Origin of the sequence: Thiocapsa marina 5811 (assembly GCF_000223985.1) — a bacterium.
GTDB lineage: Bacteria > Pseudomonadota > Gammaproteobacteria > Chromatiales > Chromatiaceae > Thiocapsa > Thiocapsa marina.
Genome location: NZ_AFWV01000005.1, coordinates 15,850 through 39,484 on the forward strand (window position 1 = coordinate 15,850; position 23,635 = coordinate 39,484).

Genomic DNA, 23,635 nt, shown 5'->3' on the forward strand with positions numbered 1-23,635 from the left:
GTCTGTCGCGCGCAACGACTCGGCTTGGACCTCGGGCCAACTCATGTTTGTGCCCTGGGTGTCGAATTCGACTGTCGCGACAACTCGCACAACCATCGCATCGGTTCCTCCATGAGCCGTGTCGTCTCCAGACGTCCGATCCGATCAAGCATCTCGCGTTGCAGCATCGCTTCGGGAGCTGGCGTCTTGCAGGTCCCCGTCTCCTCATCCCCGTCGGGGCCAGATCGTTTGGCACACCCTACCGCGATCGCGCGCGCAATCTTGCCCGCGGCCTCTCGCCACCGACGCTCCATGTCCCTGTTGTCCGCGGTTCCCCCGTCCTCGGTCGCGGCGTCCTTGGACCGCGGCTCGGGGGCAGCATCCTTGTCGGCTTCGAGATCCCAGTAGCACTGCACTTGAAGATGCGCGGGGATATTGTCCGCGACGGTTTGCTCCACGAAGATGCGCCAGTCCTCTATGAGATCCTCCGTGTGGTCGTCGGGACTCGACTTGATGAGTGCGCTCACGCGATCGCCGCCAAGACTCAGCGCGAACTGCCATGGGGGAACCTCCACGACGGATCTTAGCCACTGCGACCAGGAACACAGCGCGAGGGACAACGCGGCTACGACTCCGCGAAGCGCCTTCTGAGCATCCTCCAGGGATGGGAACTCCTCGAGGACGACGATCGGCTCGTCGTCGAACGACCCTGACCAGAAGCCGACGCGATAGCGCTCGTCGCCGATTTCGCCCTGGCTCCAGCAACGACCCACGGAAAGCGCTCGGGACAAGGCGTCCGACCAAGACGAGTCCAGGTACCGGCGGGCCAGGTGCAGCACGTACTCACTGGACGGGCCATCCAGGGAAAGGCGAAGGACGCCGGTTTCCTCCGGAATACAGAAGTTCTCCGACCACGGTTCCTCCGGGGTTGGCTCGCCGTCGCGTGGGATTCTCAGACACCCAATGCCCGCAGGAGCTGCGGGGTTCCGCAGCAGCTGATGCTCCACCAGCAAGGGGCCGGATTGCATCCCGGCCAGCAACCGGATTCGTTCCTGGATCGGGTGTAGGTCACGACTATCGTCGGCGGGCACCCCCGGCGGCGCAAGCGTTGCGCTCGTCTCGTTCTCGACGTCGCACTGTGAATCGAAGGACAAGGACGTATGTCCCCGTGCCGCCGTGAGCCCCGGCACCTGCTCCAGGAAGCGCTGCTGGTCTCGTCCCAGGCTTTCCCTGAACCGGTCCTCCTGCCGCATCTTTAGGCAATCGGAAAGGTCCGGCTGCGCTTGGCGATTCGTTGAAGACTCCTCGGATGGGACGCGAGGATCGAAGAACTGCCGCCGATGCCGAACCGGGAAGCCGACCCCGAATCGAGCCAGGAGGTGCTCCAGGAACATCCCTCGGCGCAGCTCGACGGGATCGCCGCAGGCCACGATTCCGTCAATCGCCGCGCGGTGCCGGCGAATCCTAGCTTGGGTATCGAGATCTCCCGCGGACTCGCCGTGGCCGATCAAATGACTGATGCGCGGCGGGGCATCAGGATCATCGGGGTCCGAGACGAAATCGGCGCAATAGTAAGTCCGCAGCTCATCGGGGGCCAGCGATAGCAGCCGCTTGGCGCCATCGAGCTGCGCGAGATGATCGGCAAGCAGTTGTTCGAACAGCAGCAGGTACGCCTTCAGTTGGAAAATCCGCGCCAGGTGGCGACGCCTGCGAACCTCTCTGGGCACGTTCGGATCCGCGTCGAGATCGATGATGGAGGTCGGCAGCCCCCGGGCTCCCAATCCGTAGACCGCGGGAAACCAGTGTTGGATCGAACGGTAGCGCGACAGGCCCCGACCGCCGGGCTTTCCTCGCGGCAATGATGCATAGGCGAGATCCTGGTTCTTCTTCACCGCGTAGCTGGCAATGCGTCGGCGCTGCTCCATGCGATGCCTGAGCCTTGCCAATACCAACTCGTAGTCGCTGGATTGCTCGGCAGAAACGTCGTCTACGCCATCGGTGCTCGCACGGGTTGGCCAACGCAGCATGCGTCCAGAGCGCAACTTGTTCAGGATGTCATCGACGACTTCTTTGCTGATCTTGAAGCGCGGCACCCAGGGTGGCGCCTCACTGCCACTATTGGTTTGCTTGCTTCCGGTCTCCTCGACCTCAAGGCCCTTCACATCAAGCACGCCGTCGACGGACAACACCAGCGACCGAACTCGATTCAACGCGATCTCGGGCTTGCGCTCCAGGCTTGCCCGAGAGATGACACCATGGCAAAGCCGGGGTCCCTCGAAGATCAGGTCGGGCGCCTGCCCCTCCTGCAGCAGCGTATCCACGGCGAGGAACTCGGGCGGCGGATTGACGAAGAGGTCTAACCTGAACAGGAGCTCCGCGACCACGTCGATGTCGGCGACGTCGGGGGCGAGGATCAGGGCCTCCATCCTCAGCTTGAAGAAGCGTAGATCGATCTGCCGAACCCGAAATGCGGTGCCCAGTCCACGAGCCTGGTTAAGACACTCCCGTACCGACTCAAGCGTCTTATCGCTCGCATTTTTTGTCAATTCCTCAGATAGTGCGTCTCCATCGTCCCAGAGGTCGACGAGGACGCGCAGCGGCTTATTCGGTTCCCCAGTTTCGAACCATAGGTTCCTCACCTTAGGCACCCGGTCGATTACAAACGCGCGGTAATCGTCGACGGTGACCGGCGCCGTGGTGAGGATGCGGTCTCCCGTGAACAGGGAGGGACGTGGCGGATCGGTTTCGTTCGCCAGGGATTCGAGTAGGTCCTCCAGCTTGTGCTCGGTCCGATAGGCCGCGTCGGTCAGACCGAAACACAGCTGCTGAAGAATGGTGACGCCGGGATCGTGATCGTTGTAGTCGGTCCACAAATCGCCGGACAACGCCTGAACCCGCTCCAGACCGGCCTGGTAACGTCGGGCGAAGTCCAGGGCCGGCTCTTGCAGCGCGGAGCGGCTGATCGGCTGTAGATCGTCAGTGTTCATCGAGCCCACCCAGCGGATCCGGTGACCGGACGACGTGGAGAGTCCGCGCCGCGCGACCATGGAATCCGAGTAAACGCCAACCTAGCCTACGCGGGTAACGCGACAGTGGATCGGCGCCCAGTCGCCCGCCTTTTCGCGGCCCGGGGGAACCGTCAAGATCCCGCACCGAACCTGCAGGGCCAGTCGTGTCCCATGGGGACCCTTGGTGTCAGCCTTCTCGATCCTAAACTGCAACGCGTGAACGGCGGGGCTGCTCACACGCCACAACAGGACCAAGGCGATCACCGCCAAGAGCAGGAGCGACAGCGCCCAGACACTGTTGGTGCGAAAGCCGACGAAGCGATAGTCCCGGGATATGCCGAGAACCGCAAACACTGCGTTGACCCTGTCCGAAGCGGTACCCTCGTCGTGCTTCAGCATCGCCGCCAGACGCTGCTCGGGATATCCGTCCTCCCTCAATCCGGGCTGCGGCTTGTCGTCCCCGATATAGGTCACGACCTTGGATTCCTTGACTTCGACCACGGGCGGCGGGGGCTCCCCGGCGCCCGAGCCCTTTCCCTGCACGGTCTTGACCGCCATCACCAGCCATTGGTTGACCTCGAGCTTCTGTCCTGCGTCCTCATTTCCTTCGATGGGGATCGCGCGGGCAGCACATTCCCAGTTGTTCTCGATCGTCTCGGACGCCAACTTCTCCAATCGCTGATCGGCGTCTCCCGCGTCGGGGATCGTATCGGGCTCCAGCTGCCAGTCGCAGACCTCGAAGAACAGGGGTGCCGTCAACCATCGCTCGATGAATTGCAGCAAACCGACATCGATGTCGTGAAGATCCTGCTGGATCCCACTCGGGGTCAAACCGTTGCGCAGGAGCTCACCCTTATCGATCGTCGTGAACGAGAACAGCAGCATCGGCTTGAGGACAAAGGCCCCCAGGATCAGCAGCACCGCGAGCGGCCAGAGCAGGAATGGCCAACCACGGGCTCGCCTCGGGTTCGCGATGCAGTCGACCCGTCCGACATTTGCTTCGCGGCCCGTACTGACCACGATCGCCCAGGCGGCGCTCCTCTGCTCGATCGGCTGTGTCTTCCCGAATAAGCCTCGAGTGGCCAGCCAGAGGCGGCGAAAAGCGGTGGGGATTCCTTCGGTCGATGCGACGACCTCGACCACTCGGGGGCTGTCGCCAAGATCCACGATCTCGTGCCAGTTGTTGTCCGCCACCGCTCCGGATCCCTTGGGCTGGTTCTTAACCTCGGCTCCGAGGCGTTCCTCCAGTTCCAGGCGCGGCATCCGCACCGTGCGCCGCTCCGACTGATCATCGGCGTCTTGCGAACCGCCATCGGCTCCAGTGAATCTCAGCGCGCCTTCTTTCTCGACGGCGAGACGCCATTGGCGGTCCCTGGGCCCGACGGTCAATTCCTCCCGGGCCTCCAACGCCTCGACCTCGGAAACGTGCGCCATCGAATCGATCAGCGCGGAGAAATCCGTGGCTCGCGGCACTGCGCCGGGGCCGAAGCGCCGCTTGAGGTCATCGCGACTGGTTGGATGTTTTTCGCATTCCGCGTCAGGCGCAGTCTGCTCCTGGTCTCGTTTTGTCATGTTCCCTTTCCTCAAGTCTGATTCGGGTCCCCATGGGATCCGAAGCTTTGCCTGCTGAATTCGACACGGGCGGCTACGCGGAACCTCACCGGCTCCCTGCGCCACTGCTCAAAGCCCAACGATGAAATCCTCGCCGATACTCAAATCACCGATACCAATCGATCTCACGGGTGCGACACCGAAGCGCTCGGGAGCCTCCCCATCCAGGACCTCGAGCTCGCCACCGATCGACGCCTGACCGACAACCCCTCCCTGCCAGATTGAGAAACGATGTCGTGACGAGGGAACGAGTACCGACCATGGCGTGCTGGAGCGCACGCGCCGGGCGCGCGAGCTCGACGGATCCACGCGGCTAGTGTCGAACAACCTCCAGCCAGAGTCCGATGCCCCTGCATGAGCCCGTTGATAGGCGTGCAGGACCGAAAGGCGGTGAACCCGCGCCACGGCGGGCTCTGCAATTAACACCTCGGACAGCCGATCCAGATCGACCCGCCCGCTGCCGATCTCTATTCGCTCATTGGGGTCCGAACGCCAGGGGGCAATGTGCGCGTCGACGGAGCGGTAAAGTCGCGAGATCGCGGAGGCGTCGAAAACCGGGTTCAAGCTCACCCAGGCGAATACCCGAACGCGCTCGTACCGCGGGGAGCGGACATGGATGCGGCGCACCCCGGGGCTCACCTTCACCTCCAGAAACCGAACGATCTCGTCGAGCCGATACTCCGGGACCCGGGGGTGAGCGCTGTCGCTCGCGGCCTCCGCACAGGGCACGACCACCACCCTCACCTCGCCGGGGTCAGCCCGCAGACACTCCGCCTGGCGCACCCAGGGAAACTCTTGGAGCACCAGGCTCTCGTAGTCCTCGGGCAGCACGGCGCGCTGCTTGTGACGAAGTCGTTCGCTGACGCGAACCCGGAACTCCCGCTCGCTCTCCTGTCGGCGCCCGCCCCAAGAGGGCTCCGGTTGTCTGACCTCGCCGATCTGCGGCCATCGACCCACCAACTTGCTGAGCGTCCCCGGCGGAATTTGCGCAGGGAGTTCTTGCTCACGCCGCACCATGACCCGGGTCGCGGTGCCCCCGTTGCAACGAAGCTCGCGCAGGTTTTCGATCAAACGCAGGCGATTTCCGGTATCGCGCTTACCGGCGCAACTGGGACCGCCGGCATCTTGCCGGCCCGGGCGCGCGGTACCGACCAAACTTGCCGGCGGGACGCCAGCGGTCCCAGGCTCCACTTCACGGCGTGATCCGGGTACCGTCGTTTCGGTAATTCTCCTAAGCGGGCAGATTAAGGACACCGAGAGCCAGACCTCGGCGCCCGAGTCCGAACCTCGATGGACGGCGATATCCGAAGGTAGGCGAATGATGACGATCCCGGAGCGGGTGAAGCCGTTAGTCGCGTCGGCGATCTGCTGGCGTGGCACCAATTCCGCCCAACCATCGACGGACAGGTAGCGCCAACGCAGCCGATCGGTGGCAGGCGGGGAATCCGAGTCGCGCCCGTCGCCCTCGTGATCCAACAGTCCGACGAAGAGTGACAAGGTCTGGGACGGCTGCAGCCCGTCCAGGCCGATGAACACATAGCCATCGTCCGTGAAGTCGCTGAGAATTGCAGACGACGGCGCCTGCAGTCGAGACGGATCAAAGGGATCGAGACGATAGATGCGACCATCGCCCGCATCGGTGCGCACCTGCGCGGATGGCTCGATGGCGACATACCCGGTGGCACTGTAGTCCAGTGTGATCGCGGCCGCCTCCGGTACAAAAGGTGCATTCGGCAACGGTTTGTTGGCGGCGTCCTGACCCTGTGCGCCGCCATTCTTCGCGTCCTTTTTGTCCTCATCCTTCTTGCCGATCCCCCCCGGAGTCAGTGCCGAAATCAAATCTTTGGAACGCTTGACGATCTTCTTGCCGAGGTTGTCACGCTGCGCGCGCTCCATCGCCGCATCGGTCAGCACCGTGGGATAGCGGGAGTGAGCGAACCCGAATTCGGGTTCGTCCAGCACCATGCTGAAGAATCCGGTCTCCACCGACTGATCGAAACTCGCCTCGGACCCCAGCGGCCGGAGGATATCGAAGAAGGTGTCTCTCACATCCAGCCGCCAACGGGACTCGGGTGCAATCTCGGACTGATTTTCCGGGGATTCGGCGAAGAGCCTTACGCGTTCCTCCGTCGCGGGCCTGTCTCCGGCAGAAGCCCCCAGGGGCATCCATCGATAATTCATCCGACGTGAGAAACGCACGCGAAAGCTGTCGTTGCGGATATCCAGGCCGTAGCCCGCGTAGTAGTTCTTCAGGTCCTTTGCCGGGCCGGTCAGATTGTTCCAGATCACCCGGACGCTGAGATCGGTGAGACGCTTCCGCCACAGCTCGTCGCTGGAAAATACGAAATAGGCGCCCTCAGCTGGAATTCCGCCGAAGGGCTGGAAGGGTTCACCGGGGGGAATCGGCCCTTGCGGGCCGTGCAGCACCAGATGCCTGCGCAGACCGCGAACCGCTACGCGAATCGCGACTCCCTCCAGTTGGAGGCCAAGCAGCGCGCTGTAGATCGGCACCATGGCATCGGCGTTGAGCTCGACCACAACCGTCGGATCGCCCGGTGAATCGCCTTCGACGTCACGGGGCAGCATCGGCGGGTCCGAGGGTTCGAGCAGAAAAGCGATACAAAGCCTGTCGGGCTCGGGAGCGGGGCCGATCCAGTATCGAGTCACCGCCACCGGCTGCCCTTGGGGACCCGAGTAGCTGAGAGACAGGGCATCGCTCAGGTAACGCTTCAACACGGCATCGGCTACCGGTCCTCCTGCAAACTCCCGCACCCGATCGGCATAGGCTGCCATCGCCTGCCGCAGCGACCTTGGTTCGGCCGCCCCGAACTCAAGATCGAGTTCCACATAACGCCGGCCCTCGCGGAGCAGCAGGACCGGTGATGCGATGGCGAAACCAAGCCGCGTGGGAGCGCCCGCCGCAACCGAATCCTTCAGCGTCGCGCCCGGGACGTCCCACGCATTGGTCGAGGTCTCTCGGTGAAACCGGATGCCCTGGATCCAATCGCCGCCGTCCCCCGGCAGGCGCTGTGCGAAGATCGCCCGCAGCTCCCTGACCCGGGCCGGGCGAACCACCAACTCCTTATCCAGGCGATAGTGGATGGCCAGGCCCCGATGGTCCTTGCCGGCGTCGATCAGTGTACCCTCTGGGACCACAACGGATTCACGAAAGGGCTCCGCCAGGCTCAGACAGACAGCGGCTCGATCCGCAACCGCAGGCTGCGGCTCGAGGCCCAGCACCGTGCGGTAGTAATAATCCAGGTGGCGCGCGGGGATTCGATTGAGATGGGACTTGGCGTCGCGCAGCAGACTGACGAACGCCAGTAACAGTCCGGTCTGCGGGGGATGATCCGACTTCTCCCGCAACGAGATGTCCAGATAACCCGGCGCGACCTCCACCAACCGTCGAGTCGCTCGGTTGACCGCGCTGAATTCCAACGCAGTGCGGGTGCGTAGGGGGATCCATTCCTCGTCCGTCGTACGTTGGTTCTCGAGCGTCGTTATTTGCTGCTCCAACTTGCCCAAGCCGAGGTCAGCGGTCTCCTGTTCTATGACCGTGTCGATCGCGTCGCGCAACAGGCGCTCGACCGCGGCGCCGGGTCGACGCTCCGCCAGCGCCTGGGCGTGATCCTGCCAGTCGCGCAAGCGCTGGAGGTGCCGCCTCGCCAGATCCAGCTGCTCCTGAAGACTCTTGTGTTGCCCTGCTGCATACTCACCCCGCGCGTCGGTCACGCAGATACGGGCCAGGAGGAAGCTGACATCATCTGCGAGGAATGCACTCCAATCCCCACGCGGCTGGTTCTCTTCGTCGACATAGGTCAAAAGCGTCGAGTACCGATAGGCGTAATCGATCAATTCCGCCTCGGTGCGACTGTCGAGCGGCACCCGCTCGGCATCCAATGCCGGTGGAAACCGGCTACCCCGCCAATTGCGACGATCCAGGGTATCGGACTGTGCGCGCACGGTGCCCTCTAGGTCGTTCACCTTCAGAACTCCCTCTGGTCCGTTGCTTCGTCCAGGTAGAACGGGTAAACCAGGTTGCCGCGGCTATTGGTCCCCTGCACCTTGTAGTCGATCCTGATCAGCAGCTCCCCCTGGCTCCCTGGATCGACCTCGACGTCGACCCGCTCCAGCACGACGCGCGGCTCGTAGAGGATGATGGTGTCCTCGACGTCCCGGCGCAGTTGACCCAGGGTGTTCGGGCCCATGGTGTCGAACACGAAGGTGCTCAAACCCGACCCCCACTCCGGAAGCATCAGGCGCTCCCCGCGGACCGTGGATAGCAGGACGCCGATGCTCTGGCGGATGTCCTCTTCCTCCTCGACCAACCCAACCCGCGCACCGACGCGATGAAACGTCGGCGGGAATGCCCAGCCACGTCCGAGAAACGGCCGCTCTCCCGTTGCCATGGCTCAGCCCCCAATCATGACCGACGGAAAGCCGCCGACGATCGAACCGCCGTGGGCGGTGGTATCACCCTGCCTTGCCGCCGGTTTGCCGTTAATGTTCACCGTGCTCGAACCTTTGACGATGGTGTCCGGCGGGCCGGCGCAAGTTGCCGTATCGCCGACCACCGCGGCCGGCTGCTGACCGATCAGCACGGTCGGGACGCCTGGCAGATTCAGCGGCCCACCCACATGCGGCGTAGGCGGTACGGTCGGATTCTGCATTGGACAGGTATGCATGTCTGTCACTCGCGCGGCAGGAGGCATTGACGGGTCCTCGCTGTTAACGGCGGCGCGGTCAGTTGATGTTGACCAGGCCACCCTTGATGATCATGGTGCCCGAGGCCTCGAGCTGCGCCCTGGCAGACTTGATACCCAGTGTTTGGACCGCCTCGGCTGACACCTTCTGCGCTGCGGCCTCCAGATTGGCGCCGCTGTCAAGCGTCAGGTTCCCGGCTGCGTTCAATTGGATCTTTCCCTTGGAGCTCAACCTGATGTCCCCTTCACTCTCCAGGGTGATACCGTCCTTGCTCATGACCACTTTGTTGGCATTGCCGTCCAGAATGCTGACGCGCTGTGCCTCGTCATCCAGTTCGACGACGCGTCCCTCCGGGGTCTCGATGCGCAACCGCCCCTCGCCGTCGTCGAAGACGATCTTCAACTGCCCGGCGGTCGCGATGGACTTGCGTCGGTTGCCCTCGTCCGGCGTACAGGGTGGTTGGCGGGGTTTGCTGTGCAGTCCACCGAGGAGAACAGGAGACGAGGGATCCTCCCCGAGAAAACCGATGACGACCTCGTCCCCCGGCTCCGGAAAAAAACAGAAGCCCGCGTCTTTGCTTGCGTAAGGCTGGGCCAGACGCACCCAGAGATTCCGGGTATCACCGCCGACACAGGGCAAGCTAACCAGGACACGTCCCGCGCCATCGGGATCCTCATGGCTCTGCACCACCGTCGCGATCTGCAGCCCCCTGGCTGGCGGCACCAGGCCGCCGGCCGCCGGCCCCTCCATCTCGCGGTGACTGTCGCTGAAGGAGCGGGGCGACAAGCCGATGTCGACACGCGTGGTCCAGTCCCCGCGCTCGATGAGGTGGGTGATCCCGCTGAGATAGGCGTCACCGTTGAACCGGTTTCCAAGGTGCTCGAGGCGCAGCAAGGTGTCGGGCTTGGCCCTCGCATCTCCGGGAAAGGTCGCCCGCCCGCAGATTCGAGCGATGCGCATGCGACGCAGGAAGCCATCGGCCCATAGCTTCAACTCCTCCGGCTGCTTGTCGGCGAAGGTCCGCAATGAGATGAGATCCGCCCCGGCACCGGCCGCCAGCCTGCCACCGTCGAGGTTTCCCTGCTGGTTGACCCTGGGCTCTCTGGCCGTCTCGTCCAAGACAGCCTGCGTTGCGGGATCCCAGGCGCGACAGGCGATGGACTCTGCTTGAGCGGTGGCGTCGATATCCAGATCCAAGTCCAGGATGCTCTCGCCAAAGCCGACACCCAGGGTCGCGTCGCCGTCTGTCTTCGGCTCCCCGATCCGCACCGTGCCATCCTCGACGACGACGACCATCCCGTTGGCCTCGGCGCGGGTGACCAGCAGGTCCCAATCTGTGCAGTCATGCTGCACCAGCTGGGGATGCGTGACGCTGGTGTCGGCGATCTCGGCGTCGAGATCGTAGACCCCGAGCAGCAGGCGCATCACCTCGCTGTCCTTGCGCTCGGTGAACAACGCGTCGCGCCGGGCCAAGGTCATCCGCACCGCCACGTCCTTGCAGATCAATCGCAGCTGCGAGGCCCCGCGTCGCGGCACCTTGATGCTGTGCCGCACGATGACGCCTCGGAATAACCGTTCCCGCTTTCCCTCATATCCGGCTCGAATCTCGATTGCTTTGCCCGGCTCGAAGATCGACGACTGGCTCCCCTCGAAGCATTGCCGCGCGGGATCGCCATCCCCGATCACCAGGGTGGCGGTGGGAATGCGGTTGACGGCGCGCCGGACCTCGACGGCCCTGACGATGTGATGCTCGGGGATCGCCCGACCATCGACGGAGACTTGCACCGATGGTCCGAGGCGGCGGCCTTTGCGCGGCGAATCCGACACGATCAATCCCTGACAGGGGGAAACAAGAGAACCTCCCCAGGGGGGAGGTGGACGAGGTCGTCCCGATCGTTAGCGCGGGCGAGCTTGGCATACAGTGTACTGTCCCTATACACCTCGAAGCAGAGCCCGGTCAGCGACACGCCATCCTTCACCAAGCGCGAGTGGGTGAGATCCGTCGAGCGCGAGGGAGAGCGTTTCGGCACCTCCTCGGGGGTGAGGAACTGTCGAAAGCGCGTCGACAACTTGGCCCGCAACGGCAAACCGTCGGGGTCGAAGAGCATGTAGTCGACGTTTAGCGACGCCAACATACACTTGAAGCTCCACTCACTGCCCCACCACAGCTTCAGGTAATTCGGGCTGTGCAGATCACGATTGTAGTCGTAGGCAACACGCTTGAAAGCCCTGATCTGAGCGGTCAGGTCCTTGCCGCCTCCGATACCGTCAACGACGCCGGTCGCGTCGAGATAGAACTCGAAGGAAACCTCCTGAGGCTGCTGAGTCTTAAACTTCGAAATGACGCCGGCGGTGTCGACGCCGCCGTCCTCGGTGAAGGCCGTAGTAAACGTCTGGGCGTATCGCTCCGGGTTGATCTGAACTTGGAAGTTGTCGATTTCCTTATTACAGAGCTCGTCGCGGTAGGCCTTGATGATCAGTTTGCTCGGTGCCCGCGGCATGATCAGCGCTCCCGTTCCCCATCAATGGCCTCGCGGATCATCGCCTCGCAGGCCGCGAGCAACTCGTCCCTCAGCGCCTCTACGTCGAGCTGCTTTGCGGACTCCACGGACTCGTCCTCCACCAGATTGGCGCGAACAATCAACTCTCTGATCTCTACGGCCATCTCTGCCCCCAAACATGCCCGGAAAAAAGACCAATCCCGCGGATCGAGGCCGCCCCCTCCCAGAACGGATTCGCTCAGGATGGCGTGCGCTTTTGCACCACGGTCGCGTAGGCGAGCTCTAGGGTCTCCGTGACCACCCGGCCCTCCATGGCGTTGAAATCCGCGATCGAGCACTTGACAGGCCAGGCCCGGGAGACGATCCAGCTCAGGGTTGGATTCCCCCGATCATTCAGCAGCGAGACGACAACGTCCTGCACCTGCACCCGACGCCCCAATCCGCCCTCCAGTGTTTCCTTGCACCACAGGAACAACGGGGACGCCGCGAGCACGAGACCCCGCTTCAACACCAGGTTTCCACTTCTGCCCCGGTCCGGAACGCGATGAGCGTGCGTATTGACCCCGCCCTCGTTGATCTCGAAGACGCCGAGCTCGGTACTCAACCCGGAGACCTCGGCGAAGCTGGCATCGACCCCCGCGCCGTAGCTGCCGATCGCCGCGGTGAAGTGGAACCCAACCGGCGGATAGGTCGGCGTCATGGCGCGGCGCCGGAGTCCCTGAGTGCGACCGACGTCGGCACACCCCGACGGTGTCCGCCGCGCAGACTGCCCCGTCGCCGACTTCCCGGCACCGACATCACTTCGTCTGGACCGTCAGGCCCTCATGGGCCAGTTCCAGAGTTTCGATGGCCGCCTCGTTCGCATCGGACTTGAAGTCCGTGCCGACGATCTTGGTCGGCCAAGCTTGCTTCAGTGACCAGACCTGGACCGGCTGCTGCGCCTCGTTCAAGAGGGCGATGACGACGTCCCGCCGAGCGATGGTGTTGAGCCTGATCTCGTTGATCCAGTCGAAGAACTTGTTGTCGGCCGCGAACACCCCCTTCTTGAGGGTGACATTGCTGAACTTCTTCAAGCCCGGCATCTTCACCGGCGCGAACTCCTTGCTGTCGCCGTGCCGGTACTCGATGACCTGCGCCTCCATGTCCAATCCGGAGACCTCATGGAACTGCGCTACGTCTCCAGACACCGACACGCTGAAGTAGAACTTCGGGAGCGGCCAGGGCTGCTCTTGTTTGTCGCCTGTTGCTGCCATTGCTCAGAATCCTCCGGATCACGCGATCGCTTGCATCTGGGTGAACTCGATCTCGATGAACTCCGCGGGACGCGAGAAGTTCAAACCGACCTTGACGAGTAGCAAGCCGTTACGAATGTCGTCCTGGGTGGTACCCGCATCTTCGCCCACCAGCACGTAGTAGGCATCCTCGGGTGCATCCCCCACCAGCGCCTCCGCGCGCCATTGGGTATACAGGAAGCCGGAGATCATCGACTCGATCCGACTCCAGGTCAGCGGGGTATTCGGCGCGAAGACGAAGTCCTTGACGGCATTCTTCACCGATTGCCGAATCATGATCATGGTCCGGCGCACATTGATATAGCGCCAATCCTGGCTGTTCCCGTCCAGCGTCCGCGCACCCCATACCGTCAGCCCGGTCCCCTGAAAGGTGCGCAGGGCGTTGACCGCCTTGCCGCCTTGGGTCGGCGCATTGAGTTCCATCTGCTCGTCGTCGTTGATCTTGACCGCCGGCTCCACGGCCAGCGCGATCCCGACATTGGCCGGCGCGCGATGGACGCCCTCGGCCTTGTCCACCCTGGCATAGATACCTGCCATGGCCCCGGACGGGGGCAGACAATTCAGGGCGGCCAGCGCATCGGACATCGCTTCCGCATAACGCTTGTTTCGATTCAACAACTCGGAGTGAGCTTGCCGACGGATCTCATCATCCAGTCCGCCGTAATCCGGATTGCCCTCGATGTCGGTAGACAGCTTAACGGACGCATCCGCCGGACCCTCTTGAATGGTTCTTAGCGCCTTGCCTACAAGCAGCCTCTTAAATTCGTCTTTCGCCTTTGACTTTAACGGCTCCTGCAGTTCGCCCGACACGCCCGAGGGCGTGACCGCCTCTGACCATTTCTGGGCACCGCCCTTAAGACTGCTCAGATCGGTAATGGCTGCAATGCCAGTAGGATTCGTACCGACCTCAAATGTAATGGCGGTCCCCTCCACCGTGGCTCCACTATCCACGATCTCTCTCGCTTTGGTCTCGAGTGTGGTTGCAGACTCTAGGAATGTGAGTTGAGGCAGCGGAAGATCTGTATTTCTGGTGAATTCACTCAATAAGAGCGCGCTGAATACTTCCCGTGCATCCGCTGCCTGCTGATTTGAAATAGCATCTCCCGACGGAAGCGTCGGCGTAACGTGGGATGTAATCTTTCCGACAACTCCTTCAACGTCGTACCACTTGGTCAACTGGGTTACTCCCAAACCCCCAATTGTCCCCAACTCGAACTTGAAATTATCCTTCCCATCGTCCCGAATCGTGCCGGCAATGTCTATCAGGGCCGTTGGCTCTATCGGTCGCTTGGTTCCGCCCTTCGTCGCGTCGAATCCTTCTCCATCCAAATAGGCCTCCCACAAGATCCGCTTGCGCAAGGCTTCGTCGAGTACGCGGTAGTCGATGTCCCGGGCCGAGAACACCGCGGTCTTGAGCCACGGATAGTACGCCGCACCGTATTTGAGCGCCCCCGAGACCTTTCGGAATTTGTCGATCACGTCATCGGTGGCGTCGTTGGTCCGTGGCTTGTCTCCATCGTACACATCCAGGATGCCGAATCGCGCCCCTGTCTTGTTGCAGTGCTTCAGGATCGCTTCCGCGACACCCGTACAATCCTCCGACGTCAGACTGACCGCATCTGGAACGACAACCATCGACGGCTCCAACTCTCTCTCGAGGATGCCTTTATCCGCGAGAGGCACTCTTAGGCGCTCGGCATCTATGCTGACTGAGGCACCGTACGTGCCGACGGATACGATCCAGCATGCTCCACCGCCATTCGCAAAGAACAACCGCATCGCGGGATAGAGCAGATATCGCTCGAGCGAGGCCGCGAAACTGTCGTTATCTTCGGACACGACGCCCGACAGGTGAGCCCCGCCAAAGAACCGCTCGAACTCGGCCATGGACGAGATCCGAGTCGGCTTATCCGTCAAGCTCTCTCGCCCACGCACCGCCTTCTCGGTATACCCGATGAAAACTGGAATCGCCGTCGGGACCTGAACGATCGAGTTGGCGAACGCGTTCTTCTCTACGATATAGACACCAGGTGTTCTGTACATGAGGGTCCTCGTCGATGTACCGGCGGTGGTTCACTGTGCCCGTAGGGCATGCAGTAATGGCGGTCTGCGGGTCAAACTCCCAATTCAGTTGCGCATCCGGCGCAGGCGCTTCCAAAGGCATAATCGGTCTTTGGCGTTGGTCAAGGCCAGTTTCCCGCGCCCGGCGCGATGCTTGATTTGAGACTGACGCTCCTGGAATCGTCCGCAAGCGCGATGGCATGAAGACGCACTCGCTCATCCATCCACACCCCTTTGTTCCCAATCCGACGGACGCTGGATACGGGGCAGGGCATTCGCATCAGAGAATTAGATTATCTTTTAGAAATGACATCATGTTGCAGCCACAATGCACCGAGTTTTATGCCGTATCGAACTGCGACGATGGTGACGCTAGAAACCGAGTCCTCCCTCGTGGGCCACTTCAGCGTGCCGGAAGACCCGCGCGATGCGCTGCGGAGCCGGCACAATCTGCTCGACATAGTGATCATCGCCATCGCGGCGACGCTCGCCGGCCCCGACGGCTGGGTGGCCATCGCACATTTCGGTCGCGCGAAGGAGGCATGGTTTCGGAAATTCCTGGAACCGTCCGAGGGCATCCCGTCGCACGATACCTGCGGGCGGGTCTTCTCGCTGCTGGCGCCCGAAGCGTTCGAGGCGTGTTTCCGCGCCTGCGCGGCCTCGATCCGCACGGTGATCCCCGGTGAGATCATCGCCATCGAGGGCAAGACGCTGCGCCGTTGCATCTGGTCAGCGCTTGGGCGACCGCCAACCGGATGGTGCTCGGGCAGGTCCCCACCGACGCCAAGTCCATCGAGATCACTGTCATTCCGCAGTTGCTTGCGTTGCTGATGCTCGAGGGCGCCATCGTCACCATCGATGCGATGGGGTCTCAGACCAAGATCGGCGAGCAGATCATCGACCAAGGCGGCAACTATGTCCTGGCCCTGAAAGGCAACCAGGGTGTCCTGGCTGCGGAGGTGGAAGAGGCCTTCATCGAGGCCGACGCCAAGGACTCTGCCGAGGTCGACAGCGAAGCGCTCGACACCGCCGAACGCGGCCACGGCCGGGTCGAGACGCGCCGTTATAGCACCCTCGGCGATCTGTCCGGCGTGCCGCGCAGCGCGCTGTGGAAGGGCATGAACATGATTGGCATGGTCGAGTTCACGCGCGAGATCGACGGCAAGATCTCCCGCGAAATGCGCTTTTTCATCGGCACCGGTGCGGCCGACTTCGGGGGCGCCGTGCGCCGTAATTGGGGCGTGGAAAACGATCTGCATTGGAGCCTCGATGTGGCGATGCGCGAGGACGACTGCCGCGTGCGCGAGATTCAGGCCCGCGAGAACCTCGCGGTGTTGCGCCACATCGCCATGTCGCGGCTGAAGAACGACAGCACCAAACTCGGCATCAAGAACAAACCTCTCCAGGCGGGCTGGGACGAACGATACTTGGGGAAGCTCCTCTTCGGGACGCCACGGACCGCGGGTCAGAACGCTCCATCAGGTGATCCAATAATTGCCGCGGTTGATGCGATTGCCCTGTTGCCCTGGAGCACGGGACTCACCAATCAGTCTCGACGGCGAAGCCCGATCAGGCGCAGCTCCGATCAAAATGACACTGCCGCTCCTGAGTATCTCAGCAAGGCAGATTCATTGCCGAAAGACACCACTGTTGGTGTATTCAAGAACAAGTTGCTGGATTGTGCAAGCATAGTTTGTGCTGAAGAGTGGAAGGCCTGATACCGTTTGCGAAGAGTGCACGGTAACATCATGGTTATGCTCATCATCACTTGTGTCGACGCGTTCGTCATGGCCCGCTATGTTGCTGCCCCCATCGACTTGACCAACAAACCCCGCCGCCGTCTCGAGGCCATCGTGCGCGAGCACAGCGCGCCGCAGAGCCTCGTGATGCGGGCGCGGATCATTCTGCTCGGCGCTGCCGGCGCGGGTGTGCGCGAAACCGCCGAGCAGTTGGGCCTCGGGCGTGCCAGCGTCCAGCGGTGGCGCGCACGCTGGACGGCCACCGCGGGCCGGCCGTTCCGGGAGCGACTGGCCGACGCACCGCGCCCGGGAACTCCGGCGACGTTCACGCCCGAGCAGATCTGCGCAATCATCGCGCTGGCCTGCGAGAACCCGAGCGACGCCAGCTTGCCCATCCGGAGAGTCGCGTGTCCCTCGTGATGCCTCGCGGGGGCATCCTGCTGCCGCGAGGACTCGGTCCTTGGCGACGGCCTTCTGGGCCCGGGTTCGCCCTGCGGTCGCAGCCGTGCCCGACTCCCCGTTGGTCCGCCGGGCACGACTGCGCCCTCAAATGGCTTCACGGCGTGTGGGATGTGCTCTGCATGTTGCCTCCGCGGCTTCGGGACATCCGCCCCTTCGCCCCTGTGAGTACGGCCACCTTCCCTGATGGGTTTTTCCCCTTAAATCGTCATCTTTCATGAGGGAGAGCGGTGGGCCTCCCTCGGGGTGCTTGAACAACAGCACCCGTCGGGAGAGTCTCTTGTTTGCGAAGACAAAGAGACTCCAACAGTGTGCCACGCCTTCCTTGAAAGCCCCACGTTTTTCGCCGTGTTGCTGCACATCGACGAGGACCTCGCCGAGGTCGCCCGAGCGGAGGGTTGTCCCGCCTGCGGCGGCACGCTGCATCAGGCCGACTACCCCCGTAAGCCCCGCGGCTGTCCGGAGCCGTGGCGCGAGGCGTTCGCGAGGCGTCGCAGCTTCTGCTGTGCGCAGTGTCGGCGGCGCCTGACGCCGCGCTCGGTGCGGTTCCTGGGCCGGCGGGTCTATCTCGGCCTCATCGTCGTGCTGGCCTGCGTGCGTCATCGCGGACATCACCCCCAAGCGGCAGCATTGGCCGCGACGTTGGCGGTCCCGATCCGCACCCTGCGGCGCTGGCAGGCCTGGTGGCGGGAGCAGTTGGCGCAGACCCCGCTGTGGTGCGGCGCGCAGGGGGGCTTTGTGCCGCCGGTGGATCTGCAGCAGGCGCCGGGGAGTCTGCTGGAGCGCTTCCTCGGTGATGCCGCGGACGCCCTGGTGGCGTTGCTGCGCTTTTTGAGTCCCTTGACGAGTCGTTCGTGCAGGCTGCACGAGGGCGGCTGACGCCACGCAGAGGATGCAGCTCGAAGGCGCCGGGGCACCCCGCTAGGCTGATCGCGAAGGTGCCGGAACCCCCGGCACCGTGGCCGGGAGACCCCTATGCCGATCCCCATCGAGGTTCCGCAACGCGAGCGTTGGGCCCGCCTGCGCTTTGCGATCATCGGACCCTTGCTCGCCGCCCCGCCGTCGGACGGCGACTTGCAGGCGGCACTCGCCGCCTTGGCCGCCAAGACCTGGCGCCATCCCGTCACCGGCCTGGATGTTCGGTTCGGCGTGTCGACCCTGGAGCGCTGGTATTACGCGGCGCGCGCCGCGCCCGATCCGGTGGCGGTGCTGCGCAATCGCGTGCGCGCCGACCGCGGGGCCTTCCCGAGCGTGCTGCCCGCCGCACGCGAGGCCCTGCAGGCGCAGTACCGCGACCATCCCGGCTGGACTGCCCAGCTGCATCGCGACAACCTGGCCGCCACCCTCGCCGGCACCGCCACCGCGGTACCGTCCTATCCGAGCGTGCGGCGCTACTTGAAGGCGCAGGGGATGGTGCGTCGCGCCACCCCCAAGCGCGACACCGCCGGCGCGCTGGCCGCGCGCGATCGCCTGGAGCAACGCGAGGTCCGCAGCTTCGAGGTCGAGCACGTCTCGGCGCTCTGGCACCTGGATTTCCATCACGGCTCGCGCAAGGTGCTCACGGCGTCCGGAATTTGGCTCACGCCGCTGCTGTTCGGGGTCATGGACGATCGCTCGCGCCTGGTTTGTCACCTGCAGTGGTACACGCAGGAAACCGCCGAGGTGCTGGTGCATGGACTGTCGCAGGCGTTCATGAAGCGCGGCCTGCCGCGCGCCCTGATGACCGACAACGGCGCGGCGATGCTGGCCGAGGAGACGACCGCCGGACTGGCCCGTCTGGGCGTCCTGCACCAGACCACCTTGCCCTATTCGCCCTATCAGAACGCCAAGCAGGAGGCCTTTTGGGGCCGCGTGGAAGGCCGCCTGATGGCGATGCTCGAAGGCGAGCCGGGGCTGAGCTTGGACACCCTCAACCGCGCCACCCAAGCCTGGGTCGAGCAGGAGTATCACCGCAGCACCCATTCGGAATTGGCCACCACGCCGCTGGCGCGCTATCTGGAGGGCCCGACCGTGGCGCGCCCCGGCCCGGACGCCGCTGCCCTGCGCGCGGCCTTTCGCATCGAGGTCGCCCGGCGCCAGCGCCAGGCCGACGGCACCGTCAGCCTGGCCGGCATCCGCCTGGAAATCCCCGCGCGCTACCGCGCCCTGGAGACGGTGCATCTGCGCTACGCGCGCTGGGATCTGGCCCATGTCGATCTGGTGGATCCGCACGGCGGCGTGATCTTGAGTCCCGTGCGCCCGCTGGATAAGGCCGCCAATGCCGGGGAGGCCCGCCGTGCGCTGGTGCCCGGCGCGCCCGCCCCGCAACCGAGCGCGCCCGGCGGCATCGCGCCGCTGCTGCGCCAGCTCCTCGAGACCCATGCCGCCACCGGTTTGCCGCCGGCCTATCTGCCTCTGAACACCGCCGAGGACACCCGATGAATGCGCGACTGCTCGCCCTCTACGGCCTGAAATGGCATCCCTTCTCCTCGGAGCTGCCGATCGAGGCCCTCTACATCCCCCCGCGCGTGGAGCAGTTCCTATGGCGCATCGAGCAGGCGCAGATCCGCGAAGGCGGGTTTGCGATGATCCACGGCGAACCGGGCACCGGCAAAAGCGTGGTGCTGCGTCTGCTCGCCGAGCGTCTCGCCCGGCTCCCGGATCTGAGCGTCGGCGCCATCGACCATCCCCAAAGCAGCCTCGGGGATTTCTACCGCGAACTCGGCGAGCTGTTCAGCGTCCCGCTGCGTCCGCACAACCGCTGGGGCGGCTTCAAGGCGCTGCGTGCCACCTGGCTCGGCCATCTGGAGACGACGCGTCGGCGTGCCGTGCTGCTGGTGGACGAGGCACAGGAGATGAGTCCCGCCGTGCTCAACGAGCTGCGCCTGCTCGCCAGCGCCCGCTTCGATTCCCAACCCCTGCTGTGCGTCGTCCTCGCCGGGGACACCCGCCTCACCGATCACCTGCGCCGCGAGGAGCTGCTGCCCTTGGGCTCGCGCATCCGCACCCGTCTGGCCACCGAGCATGCGCGCCGCGAGGAGCTGCTCGCCTGCCTGCAACACCTGTGCGCCAGCGCCGGCAACGCCGCCCTCATGAGCGAGCCCCTGCAACACACCCTCTGCGACCACGCCGCCGGCAATTACCGCATCCTCGCCACCCTGGCCGCCGAGCTGCTCGCCGTCGCCGCCCAAACCGAGCGCCCCCACCTCGACGAGGCGCTCTTCCTCGAGGTCTTCACCCCGCCCGCCACCGCCACCCCGCGGCGCACGGCCTTGCCACGTTGACCGACTCGGAGCAGCCCATGACACAACCACAATCCCGCCAGACCCTGCAACCGATCGACCTTCCGCCGCTGCCCGACGAGGCCGCTGTTGCCCTGATCGAGGTGCTCAGGGAACTGCTCTTCCAATTCGAAGGCCACTACTTCGGCCAGCTGTGTCGGTATCACGCCGAGCACGCCGCCGAGCACCACCGGCGACAACCCGATCTGTTCGATGACGCCCCGGACTTCGACGATCCGCTGTTATTCTGATTCCCATCACCGCGCTTGACCCATCGCGCGATGCCGGCTCGACACGCCGGTCGCGCGAGGCGGGGAGACCGCTTCGCCGACCCCCATCACGCAACTTGATCGCGCCACCATCAAATTGGCTGACCGCACTCACCTGCGGCAACACGCTCGCGCCCACGCCTACCCGGGACTAAGCGCCTTCGCTTCGCTCCCCATGGCGCGCAGCGCACGCACTGGACCCACGCCACGCTCGCCGAGGAGGCGATCGCGCGCGGCATCGTCACGGAGATCTCCGCCCACTCCATCGGTCGCTTCCTGCGCGAGGTCGACCTGAAGCCGCATCGCACCCGCGGCTGGATCAACAGTCCGCGCGATGCGCAGTTCGAGGAGAAATGCCGCGATGTCTGCGAGACTTACCGCTTGGCGCCCGAGCGTGCGGCCGCCGGGATCCAGACGCGCAGCATTGACGAAATGACCGGGGTGCAGGCCCTCGAGCGGGCGACCCAGACCCTGCCGATGCGCTTGGGGCGGGCGGAGCGACGCAAGTTCGAGTATATCCGTCACGGCACCTTGACCCTCATCGCCTCCTTCGATGTCGCCACCGGCCAAGTCACCTATCGGCTCGGACCGACCCGCACCGAGGCGGACTTCGCCCGGTGGCTCGCCGAGCTGCTCGCCGGTCAAGACGCCGCCACGCACTGGCATCCGATCATGGACAACCTCAACATCCACGTCGCCGAAGCCGTGGTGCGCCTCGTCGCCGAGGCCATCGGCTTCACCGGCGACCTCGGCGTCAAAGGCAAACGCGGCATCCTCAAGTCGGTACCCACTCGCGAGAAATTCCTGCGCGACCCGAGCCACCGCATCGTGATTCATTTCACCCCGAAACATGCCTCCTGGCTCAACCAGATCGAGATGTGGTTCTCGATCCTCGCGCGCAAAGTCATTCGTCGCGGCAGCTTCACGTCGGTCGAGGACCTTCAAAAGAAGATGTCCGAATTCATCGACGTCTTCAACGCCACGATGGCCAAGCCGTTTCGCTGGACCTATCAGGGCAAACCCCTTGCCGCTTGAGCGCCGAGAACGGTCTCGGGATTTCTACCGCGGAGCAGTAGTCTGTTCCATGCCTACCCGGTTGCTTCCCACAGCGAGACAGGCATATTCTGCGCGCATGCCGAATACTGTACCGCCGGTACTTGACAACGCCGAAGTCCCTTCCCAAGCTCCAGCGAAACTTCCCCAACGATGCGGCCTGTATCGACTACCCGTACGCGCAAGGGTTTGCCAATGGCGTCGAGTGCCCGCGCTGCGGCGTCACTGGCGAACCCTTTCGCCTTGGCCACCGACCGGGGGTTGTGCGCTGCCGGAACTGTAGGCATGACACGAGCATAACAGCGAACGCCGTCATGCACCGTAGCAAGGTTCTCATATCCAAGTGGTTTTGGCGCGCCTATCTTGTGACGCATGGCCCTCCCGTCATGAGCGCCCTCCGGTTCCAGAAGTGGATGGGCATGTCTGGTTATGAAACAGCTTTCCAAATGCTCCATATGCTGCGTGCTGCGATGGTGCGCCCCAACCGGGACTTGATCGGCAGTGAGTATCCCGTCGAAGTCGGCGAGATGCTGGTTGGCGGCGCGACGCAAGGTGAAGGAAAAGGAGTTCGCCACAAGACGCCGGTCATCGGCGCCGTCGAAGTTCACCCACGTCAATCCATTCCGTTCGCGGGTAAGGATCCGAACCTGATCCGAGGACAATCGCACGAGGAAGCGAAAGGCGCTGCGCGAAAAGGTAGCCGGCGGAAGGCAGAACCGAAGTCCGCCAAAGGCGGACATGGCCGGAATGTCGTTGCGGGGCGGCTCAGGCTTCAGGTTATTGCAAAACGTAAGCAGTAAACGCTGGTACCCTTTGTTCCGGCGACCGTGCGGCCCGGGGCGATTTTGCGCACTGACGGTTGGACTGGATACGTTCCTATGGAGGTCGCCGGGTATGCCCAAGAGCGTGTCGCCGTGCGTCGCGACCACGCAATTACCACGCGCACCTCCCAATGATCCACATTGTTTTTGGCAACCTGGATGAAGGGCTTCTCGGCACACATCATGGGGTCAGCTCCAAGCACCTTCAGGCTTACCTGAACGAGTTCGTCTTCCGGTTCAATCGTCGGTTCTGGTCGGCGGCTGCGTTCGACGCAGCGCTGCGAATTGGAACGCGTAATGCCGGGCCGCCCTATGCCGGAATCTACCAGGGCACCTGGATCCATCCAGCCGGCACGGCGCCACCGCAGGAGGCGGCGTGGGAGGCAACCGGATAGGTGCGGTTTGTTCTTCGTTTCTTGAATCTCGCGACCCCAGAGGTGGGCACGGATAGAGAATCCAAGCGCTTTTGCACGTCCTGTGCGGCCTGAAAAGTGAGGCTAGCGGGGACTCGAAGATCGATCAAGCGCCCACCAAGTGGCCGACGGACCTCGTGGTCAGTGCAAGCGCGCACTTTGTCGAGCGATGGGACGAGATGTTGGGGCGTAGCGCGTAAGCGCGAGACGGCGGAGATGGCACCCTCTTTGCGGAGGATTAAGAGCGGCTATCAGGCGATACGCTGATCGAACGCGAAGTGGGGCTCGCGCTGGCCGGGGAGGTCCCAGTCCGGCATCGGCTCCGGCGCCGGCGCCGGCGCCGGCGCATCGTCCCATGCGGGAGGTCTGCGGGCGGGAGCGATCGGCGGCGTCAGTGATGAGGACGCCTACTCTCCCAATGTCCGCTCTGGGTTGCAATGCCGCCGTCGTTGTTCGCAGCGCCGA

The 23,635-nt window shown here is 63.8% G+C and carries 18 protein-coding genes and 3 pseudogenes; 10 read left to right on the forward strand and 11 right to left on the reverse strand.

Annotated features, from left to right (window positions below):
* Positions 1-41: 41 nt before the first annotated feature.
* The 11 genes from THIMADRAFT_RS07930 to THIMADRAFT_RS24575 all read right to left on the reverse strand — a co-directional run bounded on the left by THIMADRAFT_RS07930 (position 42) and on the right by THIMADRAFT_RS24575 (position 15,138).
* Positions 42-2,966, reverse strand: coding sequence for a hypothetical protein (locus THIMADRAFT_RS07930; RefSeq protein WP_007192483.1), 2,925 nt, complete (start codon positions 2,964-2,966; stop codon positions 42-44).
* Positions 2,967-3,047: 81 nt separating this feature from the next.
* Complete coding sequence (locus THIMADRAFT_RS07935) at positions 3,048-4,559, reverse strand: hypothetical protein (RefSeq protein ID WP_007192484.1); 1,512 nt, start codon at positions 4,557-4,559, stop codon at positions 3,048-3,050.
* Positions 4,560-4,667: 108 nt separating this feature from the next.
* Positions 4,668-8,582, reverse strand: a complete 3,915-nt coding sequence (locus tag THIMADRAFT_RS07940; protein ID WP_007192485.1) for a baseplate J/gp47 family protein — start codon at positions 8,580-8,582, stop codon at positions 4,668-4,670.
* A gap of 2 nt (positions 8,583-8,584) precedes the next feature.
* Positions 8,585-9,007 (reverse strand): GPW/gp25 family protein, encoded by a 423-nt coding sequence (locus THIMADRAFT_RS07945; RefSeq protein ID WP_007192486.1) that lies wholly within the window; start codon positions 9,005-9,007, stop codon positions 8,585-8,587.
* 3 nt (positions 9,008-9,010) lie between these two features.
* Positions 9,011-9,268: a PAAR domain-containing protein gene (locus THIMADRAFT_RS07950; protein ID WP_233490203.1), complete on the reverse strand. Its 258-nt coding sequence runs from the start codon at positions 9,266-9,268 to the stop codon at positions 9,011-9,013.
* A 73-nt stretch (positions 9,269-9,341) separates the two neighbouring features.
* Positions 9,342-11,087 (reverse strand): type VI secretion system tip protein VgrG, encoded by a 1,746-nt coding sequence (vgrG, locus tag THIMADRAFT_RS07955; RefSeq protein WP_007192488.1) that lies wholly within the window; start codon positions 11,085-11,087, stop codon positions 9,342-9,344.
* A gap of 44 nt (positions 11,088-11,131) precedes the next feature.
* Positions 11,132-11,803: a CIS tube protein gene (locus tag THIMADRAFT_RS07960; protein ID WP_007192489.1), complete on the reverse strand. Its 672-nt coding sequence runs from the start codon at positions 11,801-11,803 to the stop codon at positions 11,132-11,134.
* A gap of 2 nt (positions 11,804-11,805) precedes the next feature.
* Positions 11,806-11,967 carry a DUF5908 family protein gene (locus tag THIMADRAFT_RS27035; protein WP_007192490.1) on the reverse strand — a complete coding sequence of 54 codons (162 nt, stop codon included), beginning with the start codon at positions 11,965-11,967 and terminating at the stop codon, positions 11,806-11,808.
* 74 nt (positions 11,968-12,041) lie between these two features.
* The gene (locus THIMADRAFT_RS07965; protein WP_007192491.1) at positions 12,042-12,503 is read right to left on the reverse strand and encodes a phage tail protein; all 462 of its coding nucleotides are present in this window, start codon (positions 12,501-12,503) and stop codon (positions 12,042-12,044) included.
* Positions 12,504-12,600: 97 nt separating this feature from the next.
* Positions 12,601-13,056 carry a phage tail protein gene (locus tag THIMADRAFT_RS07970; RefSeq protein ID WP_007192492.1) on the reverse strand — a complete coding sequence of 152 codons (456 nt, stop codon included), beginning with the start codon at positions 13,054-13,056 and terminating at the stop codon, positions 12,601-12,603.
* An 18-nt stretch (positions 13,057-13,074) separates the two neighbouring features.
* Positions 13,075-15,138: a phage tail sheath C-terminal domain-containing protein gene (locus THIMADRAFT_RS24575; RefSeq protein WP_007192493.1), complete on the reverse strand. Its 2,064-nt coding sequence runs from the start codon at positions 15,136-15,138 to the stop codon at positions 13,075-13,077.
* A gap of 381 nt (positions 15,139-15,519) precedes the next feature.
* On the opposite strand from THIMADRAFT_RS24575, the pseudogene THIMADRAFT_RS07985 reads away from it, so the two are divergent.
* From THIMADRAFT_RS07985 to THIMADRAFT_RS28545, 10 genes and pseudogenes are all read left to right on the forward strand, one after another.
* Positions 15,520-16,874 (forward strand): annotated as a pseudogene (locus THIMADRAFT_RS07985) (ISAs1 family transposase).
* Between the two features lie 36 nt (positions 16,875-16,910).
* Positions 16,911-17,315 carry a helix-turn-helix domain-containing protein gene (locus tag THIMADRAFT_RS07990; protein ID WP_040730398.1) on the forward strand — a complete coding sequence of 135 codons (405 nt, stop codon included), beginning with the start codon at positions 16,911-16,913 and terminating at the stop codon, positions 17,313-17,315.
* Between the two features lie 387 nt (positions 17,316-17,702).
* Positions 17,703-18,233, forward strand: coding sequence for a hypothetical protein (locus THIMADRAFT_RS07995; RefSeq protein ID WP_233490204.1), 531 nt, complete (start codon positions 17,703-17,705; stop codon positions 18,231-18,233).
* Positions 18,234-18,329: 96 nt separating this feature from the next.
* Positions 18,330-19,775, forward strand: a complete 1,446-nt coding sequence (locus THIMADRAFT_RS08000) for an IS481 family transposase (RefSeq protein WP_007192497.1) — start codon at positions 18,330-18,332, stop codon at positions 19,773-19,775.
* Positions 19,772-20,617, forward strand: coding sequence for an ExeA family protein (locus tag THIMADRAFT_RS08005; protein ID WP_007192498.1), 846 nt, complete (start codon positions 19,772-19,774; stop codon positions 20,615-20,617). Before THIMADRAFT_RS08000 ends, THIMADRAFT_RS08005 begins: the two co-directional genes overlap by 4 nt.
* A 17-nt stretch (positions 20,618-20,634) precedes the next feature.
* Positions 20,635-20,865 (forward strand): hypothetical protein, encoded by a 231-nt coding sequence (locus THIMADRAFT_RS08010; RefSeq protein ID WP_007192499.1) that lies wholly within the window; start codon positions 20,635-20,637, stop codon positions 20,863-20,865.
* Positions 20,866-21,264: 399 nt separating this feature from the next.
* Positions 21,265-21,918 carry an IS630 family transposase gene (locus tag THIMADRAFT_RS08015; protein ID WP_007192500.1) on the forward strand — a complete coding sequence of 218 codons (654 nt, stop codon included), beginning with the start codon at positions 21,265-21,267 and terminating at the stop codon, positions 21,916-21,918.
* Positions 21,919-22,040: 122 nt separating this feature from the next.
* A pseudogene (locus THIMADRAFT_RS28535) lies at positions 22,041-22,211 on the forward strand (transposase); the annotation flags it as partial.
* Between the two features lie 144 nt (positions 22,212-22,355).
* Complete coding sequence (locus THIMADRAFT_RS28540; protein WP_407635149.1) at positions 22,356-22,736, forward strand: hypothetical protein; 381 nt, start codon at positions 22,356-22,358, stop codon at positions 22,734-22,736.
* A 59-nt stretch (positions 22,737-22,795) separates the two neighbouring features.
* A pseudogene (locus THIMADRAFT_RS28545) lies at positions 22,796-23,011 on the forward strand (transposase); the annotation flags it as partial.
* Positions 23,012-23,635: the final 624 nt, after the last annotated feature.

Excerpts from the sequence above, each read along its gene's own strand:
- THIMADRAFT_RS08010 (WP_007192499.1), top strand. The coding sequence starts at position 20,635 with ATGACACAACCACAATCCCGCCAGACCCTGCAACCGATCGACCTTCCG.
- THIMADRAFT_RS07950 (WP_233490203.1), bottom strand. The coding sequence starts at position 9,268 with ATGCAGAATCCGACCGTACCGCCTACGCCGCATGTGGGTGGGCCGCTG.
- THIMADRAFT_RS07970 (WP_007192492.1), bottom strand. The coding sequence starts at position 13,056 with ATGGCAGCAACAGGCGACAAACAAGAGCAGCCCTGGCCGCTCCCGAAG.
- THIMADRAFT_RS08000 (WP_007192497.1), top strand. The coding sequence starts at position 18,330 with ATGCCGATCCCCATCGAGGTTCCGCAACGCGAGCGTTGGGCCCGCCTG.
- THIMADRAFT_RS27035 (WP_007192490.1), bottom strand. The coding sequence starts at position 11,967 with ATGGCCGTAGAGATCAGAGAGTTGATTGTTCGCGCCAATCTGGTGGAG.
- THIMADRAFT_RS24575 (WP_007192493.1), bottom strand. The coding sequence starts at position 15,138 with ATGTACAGAACACCTGGTGTCTATATCGTAGAGAAGAACGCGTTCGCC.
- THIMADRAFT_RS28540 (WP_407635149.1), top strand. The coding sequence starts at position 22,356 with ATGTCTGGTTATGAAACAGCTTTCCAAATGCTCCATATGCTGCGTGCT.
- THIMADRAFT_RS07930 (WP_007192483.1), bottom strand. The coding sequence starts at position 2,966 with ATGAACACTGACGATCTACAGCCGATCAGCCGCTCCGCGCTGCAAGAG.
- THIMADRAFT_RS07990 (WP_040730398.1), top strand. The coding sequence starts at position 16,911 with ATGCTCATCATCACTTGTGTCGACGCGTTCGTCATGGCCCGCTATGTT.
- THIMADRAFT_RS07945 (WP_007192486.1), bottom strand. The coding sequence starts at position 9,007 with ATGGCAACGGGAGAGCGGCCGTTTCTCGGACGTGGCTGGGCATTCCCG.
- THIMADRAFT_RS07965 (WP_007192491.1), bottom strand. The coding sequence starts at position 12,503 with ATGACGCCGACCTATCCGCCGGTTGGGTTCCACTTCACCGCGGCGATC.
- THIMADRAFT_RS07960 (WP_007192489.1), bottom strand. The coding sequence starts at position 11,803 with ATGCCGCGGGCACCGAGCAAACTGATCATCAAGGCCTACCGCGACGAG.
- THIMADRAFT_RS07935 (WP_007192484.1), bottom strand. The coding sequence starts at position 4,559 with ATGACAAAACGAGACCAGGAGCAGACTGCGCCTGACGCGGAATGCGAA.
- THIMADRAFT_RS08005 (WP_007192498.1), top strand. The coding sequence starts at position 19,772 with ATGAATGCGCGACTGCTCGCCCTCTACGGCCTGAAATGGCATCCCTTC.